Here is an 8,942-nt window from a genome sequence, read left to right as displayed (position 1 = left end):
ACCTCACGGCGGAGTGCCGCGATGCAAGCGAAGACAGATAGCTGGACATGTGTCTGGACACTACCACTGCCCGTCGGCTCGGGACAATGCCTCCGTGACAAGCCTTCCCACTCGCGGACGATCACGGTCTCCCGCGAGCGGGAGGTACCGTCCCTCCATAGGCGTGGACTCGGCGAGAATGGCAGAGTTGAAACCTGTTATTGCCACCGCTCGCGATTCGAGACTATATTCCGTACACGTGTCCAGACAGTATCGGAGTAATCCATGAGCAGCCTTCTGCCCGCCGCCGGGTCCCGCCTGCTGATCGGCGGCAAGCTGGTCGAGGGCGCCGACGGTGTCTTCGAGACGGTGAACCCGGCGACCGAGGAAGTTCTCGGCCTCGCCGCCGACGCGAACGTGGCCGATCTAGACGCGGCCGTCGAGGCCGCGCGCACCGCGTTCGACGAGACCAACTGGTCGCGCGATCACGCCTTCCGTGCCCGCTGCCTCGAGCAGTTGCGGACCGCCCTGCAATCGCACGTCGAGGAACTGCGCGAAATCACGATCGCCGAGGTCGGCGCCCCCCGGATGCTCACCGGCGGCCCGCAGCTGGAAGGCCCGGTCGCCGACCTCGCCTACTCGGCCGGGCTCGCCGAGACCTACGGCTGGGAAACCGATCTCGGCGTGGCCGAGCCGATGGGCATCAAAACCCGCCGGGTGCTGCGCCGGGAGCCGATCGGCGTGGTCGGGGCGATCACGCCGTGGAATTTCCCGCATCAGATCAATTTCGCCAAACTCGGCCCGGCGCTGGCCGCGGGCAACACGCTCGTACTCAAACCCGCTCCGGACACTCCGTGGTGCGCGGCGGCGGTCGGCGCCGTCATCGCCGAGGAGACCGATATCCCGGCCGGCGTGGTGAACATCGTGACCTCCGCCGACCACACGCTCGGCGCCCGGCTCACCGCCGACCCGCGCGTAGACATGATCAGTTTCACCGGGTCCACGGCCACCGGCCGTGCCGTCATGACGGGCGCGGCCGCGACGCTGAAGAAGGCGTTCCTCGAACTGGGCGGGAAGTCGGCGTTCATCGTGCTCGACGACGCCGACATCGCGGCGGCCTGCTCCGTCGCGGCCTTCTCGGTGTGCGTGCACGCCGGACAGGGCTGCGCTCTGTCCACTCGGCTGCTGGTCCCCCGCGCCGCCTACGACCAGGCGGTGCAGGCGGCCGCGGCCACGCTGGGCGCGATCAGGCCGGGCGATCCCGCCGACCCGCGCACCGTCTGCGGGCCGCTGATCTCCGAACGGCAGCGCGCCAGGGTGGAGCGTTACCTCGACATCGCCCGCGCCGAGGGCGGGCGGATCGTGGTCGGCGGCGGCAGGCCCGCCCAGCACGAGCGCGGGTTCTTCGTCGAACCGACCCTGATCGCGGACGTTCCCAACAGCGCGACGGTCGCCCGCGAGGAGATCTTCGGCCCGGTGCTGGTGATCATCCCGCACGACGGTGACGAGGACGCCGTGCGCATCGCCAACGACTCCCCCTACGGTCTGTCCGGTTCGGTGTGGGGAGCCGACCCCGAGCGCATCCGGCGCGTCACCGAAGGGGTGCGCACCGGGACGCTGAGCGTCAACGGCGGCGTCTGGTACTCCGCCGACGTCCCGTTCGGCGGCTACAAGCAATCCGGCCTCGGCCGTGAGATGGGCATCGCCGGATTCGAGGAGTACCTCGAGACCAAAGTCATCGCCTCCCCGGCCTGATCTCGCCGCCGGACAACGACTACACACAGGAGCTGAAACCTCATGGCCCGTTTCACGGGAAGATCCGCCATCGTCACCGGCGCGGCCCAGGGCATCGGCGCGGCCTACGCGCAGGCGCTGGCCGCCGAAGGCGCGAACGTCGTCGTCGCCGACAAGAACGCCGAGGGCGGCGCGGTGGTGGTGGACAAGATCGTCGCCGACGGCGGCACCGCGGTATTCGGTCAGGTCGACGTGTCCGATCCGGAGTCCGCCACCGCGCTGGCCGATTTCACCGTCGCGCAGTTCGGCGGCGTCGACCACTTGGTCAACAACGCCGCCATCTACGGCGAGATGAAACTGAACCTGCTGCTGACCGTGCCGTGGGACTACTACCGGAAGTTCATGAGCGTGAACATGGACGGTGCGCTCACCATGACCCGCGCCGTCTGGCCGCACATGTCCAAGCGCGGCAGCGGATCCATCGTCAACCAGTCGTCCACGGCCGCGTGGCTGTACTCCAGTTTCTACGGTCTGGCGAAGGTCGGCGTCAACGGGCTCACTCAGCAACTGGCCTTCGAACTCGGCGGGTCGAACATCCGCGTCAACGCCATCGCGCCGGGTCCGATCGACACCGAAGCCACCAAAGCCGTCACCCCCGACGTGATCGTCGACGACATCGTCAAACGCCTGCCGCTCAAGCGGATGGGCACTCCGCAGGATCTGGTCGGCGCCTGCCTCTACCTGCTGTCGGACGAGGCGAGCTGGGTCACCGGCCAGATCTTCAACGTCGACGGCGGACAGATCGTGCGGTCATGAGCGCCCGCCTCGGATTCCTCGGCCTCGGCAACATGGGCGCGCCGATGGCCAAGCGCCTGCTGGACTGGCCGGGCGGGCTGGCGGTGTGCGACATGCGGCCCGAAGCGGTCGAGCCGTTCCTGGCGGCCGGGGCCGACGCGGTCGCCTCGGCCGCCGAGCTGGCCAGGCAGGCCGCGGTCATCTCGATCACCGTGGTGAACGACGAGCAGGTCCGCGCCGTGATCACCGGCCCGGAGGGGGTGTTGCGGACCGCCGCGCCGGGCACCGTGGTGGCCGTGCACTCCACGATCAGCGATCGCACCGCCGAAGAACTCGGGGCCGTCTGCGGCGCACGCGGCGTCGAACTGGTCGACGCGCCGATCAGCGGCGGCGCACCCGGTGCGGCACGCGGCGCGCTGGCGGTCATGGTCGGCGGCAGCGAGGCGGCATTCGAGCGGGTGCGCGAACCGTTCGGCTGCTTCGCCGATCTGATCGTGCACGCCGGGCCGATCGGCGCGGGCACGCGAATGAAATTGGCGCGCAACCTGTTGCACTTCGTCTCCTTCACCGCCGCCACCGAGGCGCAGCGCCTGGCCGAGGCGGCGGGCCTGGATCTCACCGCGCTCGGCAAGGTGGTGCGGCACTCCGACGCGGTCACCGGCGGTCCCGGCGCCATCATGCTGCGCGCGGACACCGCGCCGATCGAGGAGGGCGACTTCTGGCTGCCGATCCTGCGGCACGTGCGCGACCTGGGGGAGAAAGATCTCGGTCTCGCCCTCGACCTGGGTGAACGGCTCGGCACCGCGCTGCCGCTGGCCGAATTGGCCCTCGACCGGCTCGGCCCCGGACTCGGCGTCGGGACGGGCACCTCCGCATCGGAAAGGCACACCTCATGAGCGACAACGGTTCCGGCGACACCGCGCGGCAGCGCGGTCTGGCCAAGATGGCCGAGGTCTACGGCACGGAGTTCCAGGAATACCCCGGCGCCCACTTCGCCGTCACCGCCGACCACCTCTTCGCCGACATCTGGTCGCGGCCCGGCCTGACCATCCGCGACCGCAGGCTGCTGCTGCTGGGCGCGCTGGCCGCCCAAGGCGCGATCGACACCGCGGGCATCCAGATCGGGGCCGCGTTGCGCAACGGCGAACTCACCGAAGAGCAACTGCACGAGATCGCGGTGTTCCTGTGCCACTACGTGGGTTGGCCGAACGGCACCAAACTCGACATCCTGGTGGGCACGATTGTGGCGCAGCAGAAGAAGGCCGCCCGCGCGCAGTCCGCGCCCGCCGAGCAGTGAGGATTCGTTGACCATGTCCGACGCCACCACCATTCGCCCCCTGCCCGCGAGCCAGGTCACGGCTTGGGACCACCGCGCCGATGTCGTCGTCGCCGGATACGGCATCGCCGGGGTCTGCGCCGCCATCGAGGCCGCCCGCGCTGGCGCGGACGTACTGGTCCTTGAGCGCACCGGCGGCTGGGGTGGAGCCGCCGCCCTGGCGGGCGGATTCATCTACCTGGGCGGCGGCACACCACTGCAGCAGGCCCTCGGTTTCGAGGACACGCCGGAGAACATGGAGACCTTCCTGCTCGCGGCGCTCGGCCCCGGCGTGGACAAGGCAAAGATCGCCGACTACTGCCGCGGCAGCGTCGAGCACTTCACCTGGCTGACGGCCTGCGGTGTGCCGTTCCGCGAGGCGTTCTGGGGCGAGCCGGGGTGGGAACCGCCGCACGACGAAGGACTGATGTATTCCGGCGGCGAGAACGCCGCGCCCTTCAACGCGATCGCGACACCGGCTCCGCGCGGCCACGTTCCGCAGATGGCCGACAAGCGCACCGGCGAGAAGGGCGGCGGCTACATGTTGATGAAACCGCTGGCCGACACCGCGCAAGCGCTGGGCGTCCGCGCCGAATACGACATCCGGATCGCGCGGCTGATCGTGGACGACGACGATCGCGTCGTCGGTGTGCTGGCCCGCCGCTACGGCAAACCGGTCGCCATCCGCGCCGAACGCGGCGTCGTGCTGGCCACCGGCAGCTTCGCCTATCACAAGGAGATGATCGAGGGATACGCGCCGCGGCTGATCGGCAGGCCCGCCGCGGCGATCGAGGAGCACGACGGCATCGGCATCCGGCTGGCGCAGGCGCTCGGCGCGGAACTGGCCCACATGGACGCGACCGAGGTGGCGTTCTTCGGCGACCCGCAGCTGCTGGCGCGCGGCATCCTGGTCAACGGGCGCGGCCAGCGCTACATCCCGGAGGACACCTATCCCGGACGGATCGGGCAGGCGACGCTGATCCAGCAGGACAACCAGGCCTACCTGGTGATCGACGAGGCGGCCTACGAAGAGGCGTTGACGACCGAGACCTCGACCCCGTTCTTCCGCCAGCCCCCGACCTGGGTGGCGGAGACGATCGCCGAGCTCGAAGCCGAGATGGGCCTGCCCGGCCAAGCGTTGCAGGCCACCGTGGAGTGCTACAACCTGCACGCCGCCGACGGTGCGGACCCGTTGCTGGGCAAGAAGCCGGAATGGGTGCGGCCGTTGCGCGGACCGGTGGCCGCGTTCGACATGCGCGGTTTCACCGCCGGTTTCACCCTCGGCGGATTGCGCACCGATCTCGACTCCCGGGTGCTGCACGTCTCCGGCGAGCCGATCCCGGGACTGTTCGCGGCCGGGCGGTGCACCTCCGGTCTGTGCGCGGGCGGCTACGTCAGCGGCGCGTCCCTGGGCGACGGCAGCTTCTACGGGCGCAGGGCGGGCATCGCGGCGGCCAAGAACTGAACCGCCCGATTCCGCCTAGTAGGATCCAGACACATGTCCGAACCCGATTCCGTCATTCTCGAGGCGACCCGCCGCAGGCTCTCCGGCAAACAGGCCGACACGGTCGACAAGCTGACCCGCTCGGCGGTGGAAGTGCTCGCGCGGGAAGGTTTCGCGGGCATGACCATCCGGATGGTCGCCGCGGCGGCCGGGGTCGGGACGGCCACGGCGTACACCTACTTCTCCTCCAAGGAGCACCTGGTCGCCGAGATCTTCTGGCGGCGGCTGGTCGCGTCGCCGTCGCCGGTCAGCGACGACCCGGACCCGACCGTCCGGGTCGTCGCCGAGTTGCGCAATATCGCGATGCTGGTGGCCGACGAACAGGAACTCTCCGGCGCGGTCACCAGCGCCCTGCTCGGCCGCGATCCCGACGTGGAGCACCTGCGCGGGCGGATCGGGGCCGAGATCCGCAAGCGCATCATCGGCGCTCTCGGCCCGGATCCGGACCCGGACGTGGTCGAATCGCTGGAATTGCTGTACGCGGGCGCTCTGGTGCGCGCGGGCATGGGCTACGGGTCGTACTCCGAGATCGCCGACCGCATCGAGATTTCCGCGCTGCTGATCCTGAGGTAGCGCGCTACCGGCCGCCGCCCAGATCCGTGAACGACCCGGTCACGTAGGACGCCTCGGCGGAGAGCAACCAGGCGATGGCGGCGGCGACCTCCTCGGGGTCGCCGCCTCTGCGCATCGGCAAGGTGGGCGCCAGGCGGGCGACCCGGCCCGGTTCACCGCCGTCGGCGTGGATCTCGGTGTGGATGTAGCCGGGACGGACCGCGTTGACCCGGATGCCCTCGGCCGCCACTTCGAGCGCCAGCCCGCGTGTGAAGGTGTCGAGAGCGCCTTTGGCGGCCGCGTAGTCGACGTACTCGCCGGGCGCGCCGAGCCGCGCCGCCACCGAGGAGACGTTCACGATCGCACCGCCCGCACCGCCGTGCGCCGTGGACATGCGCAGGACAGCCTGCTTCGCGCACAGTATCGGGGCGATCACGTTCACCGCCATCGTGCGATGCAGCCGTTCGGCGTCGAGTTCATCGACCCGGCACTGCGCCTCGAGTGCACCCGCGTTGTTGACCAGGCCGGTGAGCGTACCGAATTCGGCGTCCACGACGGCGAACAGCGCCTCGACCGCCGCGGGGTCCGCCAGGTCGGCGCGCACCGCACCGGCCACGCCGCCCGCCGCGGCGATCTCGGCGACCACGGCGTCGGCCGCCGCGGCGTTCGTCCGGTAGGTCAGGCAGACCCGATGTCCGTCGCGGGCCAGGCGACGCGCCGTGGCCGCGCCGATGCCGCGGCTACCCCCGGTGATCAGGACCGCTGCCGATCGCACCGACGGACTCCTCTCCTCGGGAAAGACTTGCGGCCGGGTTGCCCGAAACCGGGCCACGCGGCGCGCGCTTGCTCGTATCTTTGCCGTAGTCGGTGCAGATCGGAGTGGGAAAAGTGCAATCAGGTGAGCTTTCCGCGGACTACGTCGTCGTCGGCTCGGGATCGGCGGGCGCGGTGGTGGCCGATCGGCTCAGCGCTGATCCGGGCACCACGGTGGCGCTGCTGGAAGCGGGCCCGCCGGACAAGAACAAGTTCGCCCACATACCCGCCGGGTTCGCGAAACTCTTTCGCTCCGAGGTGGACTGGGACTATCTCACGCAGCCGCAGCCGGAACTGAAGAACCGCGAGATCTACTGGCCGCGCGGGCGGATGTTCGGCGGCTCGTCCTCGATGAACGCCATGATGTGGGTGCGGGGATTCCGGGCCGACTACGACGAGTGGGCGCTACTTGCCGGAGACGAGTGGGGCTTCGCCGCGGCCGTCGAGCAGTTCCGCCGCATCGAACGCGTGGAGAACGCCCAGTACCCCGACGAAGGCACCGAGGGTCCGCTGCACATCTCCCGCCAGCGCAGCGCCCGCGGCCTCACCGCCGCCTACCTGGCCGCGGTGGAGGAGGCCGGCTACCAGGTGGAGCCGCCGAACCGGCCGCAGCCCGACGGGTTCAGCGAGACCATGGTGACCCAGCGCGCCGGTCGCCGCTGGAGCACCGCCGACGCCTACCTGCGGCCCGCCCTGCGCCGGCCGAACCTCACGGTGCGCAGCGAGGCGCTGGCCACCCGGGTGCTGTTCGACGGCACGCGCGCCGTCGGCGTGGAATACCGCCAGGGCGGCGGTACGCACACGGTGACCGCGCGGCGCGAGGTCATCCTGTGCGGCGGCGCGATCAACAGCCCGCAACTGCTGATGCTCTCGGGCATCGGCGACCGGGACGAACTGGCTCGCCACGGCATCCAGGTGCGCCACCACGCCCCGGAAGTCGGCGCGAATCTGCAGGACCACCTGGTGGCGGGCCTGGGCTACGGCGTCGCGGGCGACTCGCTGTTCGGCGCCGAGAAGCCGCGTCAGCTGCTGGCCTACCTGCTCCGCCATCGCGGCATGCTCACCTCGAACGTCGGCGAGGCCTACGGGTTCGTGCGCAGCAAGCCGGACCTGGAATACCCCGACCTGGAGCTGATCTTCGCGCCCGCGCCGTTCTACTACGAGGGTTTGCAGGACCCGACCGAGCACGGCGTGATCTTGGCGACGGTGCTGCTGCGCCCACAGAGCCGAGGCCGGATCGCCCTGTCCGGCCCGGACCCGTCCGCCAAACCCGTCATCGATCCGCGCTACCTGTCCGACAGCGCGGGCGCCGACCGCGCCGCCATCATGGCCGGGTTGCGCGTGTGCGCGGCCATCGCCGCCAAGCCCTCGATGCGGGCGGTGCTCGGCCCGCTGATCTACCCGCCGCAGGCGCCCGCGGAACCGGAAGCCGTGCTCGAGCTGACGCTCAACTCCTACGCGCACACGCTCTACCATCCGGTCGGCACCTGCCGCATGGGCACCGACGCCACCAGCGTGGTCACGCCCCGGCTGGAAGTGCGTGGCGTGCAAGGACTCCGAGTGGCCGACACATCGGTGATGCCGCTGATCATCCGCGGCCACACGCACGCGCCCGCGGTGTTCATCGGCGAGCAGGCGGCCAAGTTCATCCTCGCGGGATAGCAGGCCGCGCGGCGTCAGGAGTCGGCCCGCCCGGGTCAGGACGCGACGAAAAGTCCCAGCGAGGCAGCTGCCAGCACCAGGTACGGCAGCGGGTAACCGACATGCCCGTACTGCCGCGCCCGCAGCACGGTCAGCACCGCGCCGACGAAGTACCCGACCAGTCCGGCCGCCGCGGCCACTCCGATCGGCGGAACCGCGAGGCCGACCAGCAGCCCGGCCCCGCCGACCGCCTTGACGACCGCCAGCGGCGTCAGCCACGACTCCGGCACTCCGTAGGCTCGCATGTTCGTCCGCACCCACTCGGCGCGGACCACATCGATGCCCGCCGCGAGCAAAGCGGCTGCGGCCGCCAGCACCGTGGCGACGACGTAGGCGATGTCCATACGAATACCCTTCTGCCAGATGTCGCGCCCGGTCCACACCTCGGTCACCTCGGCGCTGTCCATTCCGTCATCTGGATGACGGACCACGAAGCGGAAAGGTGACCGATGCACACCGACGACGGGTTGGCGCGGGAATTCGAGTCCCACCGCGGCCACTTGCACGCGGTCGCCTACCGCATGCTCGGCTCACCGGCCGAAGCCGACG

At 70.4% G+C, this 8,942-nt stretch carries 9 protein-coding genes; 7 read left to right on the top strand and 2 right to left on the bottom strand.

Annotated elements, in window-relative coordinates; all coding sequences use genetic code 11:
- Window positions 1-264: 264 nt before the first annotated feature.
- Genes ON27_RS12940 through ON27_RS12915 form a run of 6 tightly spaced genes read left to right on the top strand, consistent with a single transcriptional unit; the run spans window position 265 to window position 5,900 of the window.
- The gene (locus ON27_RS12940) at window positions 265-1,734 is read left to right on the top strand and encodes an aldehyde dehydrogenase (protein WP_043725182.1); all 1,470 of its coding nucleotides are present in this window, start codon (window positions 265-267) and stop codon (window positions 1,732-1,734) included.
- A gap of 42 nt (window positions 1,735-1,776) precedes the next feature.
- On the top strand, window positions 1,777-2,529 hold the full coding sequence (locus ON27_RS12935; protein ID WP_043725178.1) for an SDR family oxidoreductase: 753 nt from the start codon (window positions 1,777-1,779) through the stop codon (window positions 2,527-2,529).
- Window positions 2,526-3,404 carry an NAD(P)-dependent oxidoreductase gene (locus ON27_RS12930; protein WP_043725176.1) on the top strand — a complete coding sequence of 293 codons (879 nt, stop codon included), beginning with the start codon at window positions 2,526-2,528 and terminating at the stop codon, window positions 3,402-3,404. The genes ON27_RS12935 and ON27_RS12930 overlap by 4 nt, the downstream gene beginning before the upstream one ends.
- Window positions 3,401-3,805 carry a carboxymuconolactone decarboxylase family protein gene (locus tag ON27_RS12925; protein ID WP_043725169.1) on the top strand — a complete coding sequence of 135 codons (405 nt, stop codon included), beginning with the start codon at window positions 3,401-3,403 and terminating at the stop codon, window positions 3,803-3,805. The genes ON27_RS12930 and ON27_RS12925 overlap by 4 nt, the downstream gene beginning before the upstream one ends.
- 13 nt (window positions 3,806-3,818) lie before the next feature.
- The gene (locus ON27_RS12920) at window positions 3,819-5,288 is read left to right on the top strand and encodes an FAD-dependent oxidoreductase (RefSeq protein ID WP_043725165.1); all 1,470 of its coding nucleotides are present in this window, start codon (window positions 3,819-3,821) and stop codon (window positions 5,286-5,288) included.
- Between the two features lie 33 nt (window positions 5,289-5,321).
- The gene (locus ON27_RS12915) at window positions 5,322-5,900 is read left to right on the top strand and encodes a TetR/AcrR family transcriptional regulator (RefSeq protein WP_043725162.1); all 579 of its coding nucleotides are present in this window, start codon (window positions 5,322-5,324) and stop codon (window positions 5,898-5,900) included.
- 4 nt (window positions 5,901-5,904) lie between these two features.
- On the opposite strand, the gene ON27_RS12910 is transcribed toward ON27_RS12915, so the two are convergent.
- Entirely contained in the window at window positions 5,905-6,654 is a 750-nt protein-coding gene (locus ON27_RS12910; RefSeq protein ID WP_174377838.1) for an SDR family oxidoreductase, read from the bottom strand.
- A 113-nt stretch (window positions 6,655-6,767) separates the two neighbouring features.
- Here ON27_RS12910 and ON27_RS12905 point away from each other — a divergent pair, with 113 nt between their 5' ends.
- Window positions 6,768-8,354, top strand: coding sequence for a GMC family oxidoreductase (locus ON27_RS12905; protein ID WP_043725158.1), 1,587 nt, complete (start codon window positions 6,768-6,770; stop codon window positions 8,352-8,354).
- A gap of 35 nt (window positions 8,355-8,389) precedes the next feature.
- On the opposite strand, the gene ON27_RS12900 is transcribed toward ON27_RS12905, so the two are convergent.
- On the bottom strand, window positions 8,390-8,800 hold the full coding sequence (locus tag ON27_RS12900; protein ID WP_245559925.1) for a DoxX family protein: 411 nt from the start codon (window positions 8,798-8,800) through the stop codon (window positions 8,390-8,392).
- Between the last annotated feature and the right edge of the window lie 142 nt (window positions 8,801-8,942).

The sequence above is a fragment of the Nocardia asiatica NBRC 100129 genome (genome assembly GCF_000308415.1).
Taxonomy (GTDB): domain Bacteria; phylum Actinomycetota; class Actinomycetes; order Mycobacteriales; family Mycobacteriaceae; genus Nocardia; species Nocardia asiatica.
This window is presented reverse-complemented; position numbering and strand designations above follow the sequence as displayed.